Raw genomic sequence first — 805 nt, 5'->3', positions numbered from 1 at the left:
GCGGTAACGCGTGGAGCTGACGAATACTAATCGGTCGAGGACTTATCCACACATTCTTAGCAATCATGCGTATTCAGTTTTGAAGGAATAAACCTTCAACGTTCCTCGGTAGCTCAGTTGGTAGAGCAATCGGCTGTTAACCGATCGGTCGGCGGTTCGAGTCCGTCCCGAGGAGCCATATTATGCTCCTGTAGCTCAGTCGGTAGAGCGTTTCCATGGTAAGGAAGAGGTCGCAGGTTCGATTCCTGTCGGGAGCACCAGAAGTATTCTTATGATCTTGGCCCGTTGGTGAAGCGGTTTAACACAGCAGCCTTTCACGCTGTCATTCAGGGGTTCGAATCCCCTACGGGTCACCTAAAAACACCTTAACAGTGGTTAAGGTACCTGCAAAGTTCTCAGAGTATGCTAAGAAGCATACTCGTCACTTTGTCAGGGATTTGGAGGCTTAGCTCAGCTGGGAGAGCATCTGCCTTACAAGCAGAGGGTCGGCGGTTCGATCCCGTCAGCCTCCACCATAAAAAATGGGGAGATAGTGAAGTGGCTAAACACGGCAGACTGTAAATCTGCTCCCTCCGGGTTCGGCGGTTCGAATCCGTCTCTCCCCACCATTTTTTATTTTGCGAGTTGTTGGGGTATAGCCAAGCGGTAAGGCAACGGACTTTGACTCCGTCATTCCTAGGTTCAAATCCTAGTACCCCAGCCATTTTGCGAGCCATTAGCTCAGTTGGTAGAGCATCTGACTTTTAATCAGAGGGTCGAAGGTTCGAGTCCTTCATGGCTCACCAGTTTTTTAAAATTAGAATAG

General features: G+C 49.4%; 7 tRNA genes. All 7 read left to right on the top strand.

Going from position 1 to position 805, the window contains the following annotated elements:
- Positions 1-102: 102 nt before the first annotated feature.
- The 7 genes from HP570_RS29185 to HP570_RS29155 all read left to right on the top strand — a co-directional run bounded on the left by HP570_RS29185 (position 103) and on the right by HP570_RS29155 (position 785).
- Positions 103-178, top strand: a tRNA-Asn gene (locus HP570_RS29185).
- 6 nt (positions 179-184) lie between these two features.
- Positions 185-260 (top strand) — tRNA-Thr (locus HP570_RS29180).
- Between the two features lie 19 nt (positions 261-279).
- Positions 280-353, top strand: a tRNA-Glu gene (locus HP570_RS29175).
- A gap of 86 nt (positions 354-439) precedes the next feature.
- Positions 440-515: transfer RNA gene (locus HP570_RS29170), tRNA-Val, on the top strand.
- Between the two features lie 8 nt (positions 516-523).
- Positions 524-608: transfer RNA gene (locus HP570_RS29165), tRNA-Tyr, on the top strand.
- Between the two features lie 20 nt (positions 609-628).
- A tRNA-Gln gene (locus HP570_RS29160) sits at positions 629-703 on the top strand.
- Between the two features lie 6 nt (positions 704-709).
- Positions 710-785, top strand: a tRNA-Lys gene (locus HP570_RS29155).
- The last annotated feature ends 20 nt before the right edge of the window (positions 786-805 follow it).

It is taken from the genome of Brevibacillus sp. RS1.1 (assembly GCF_013284365.1).
In the GTDB taxonomy this organism is placed as follows: Bacteria; Bacillota; Bacilli; order Brevibacillales; family Brevibacillaceae; genus Brevibacillus; species Brevibacillus brevis_D.
Note: the sequence above shows the minus strand (reverse complement) of the source record. Positions and strands in the feature narration are given on the sequence as shown.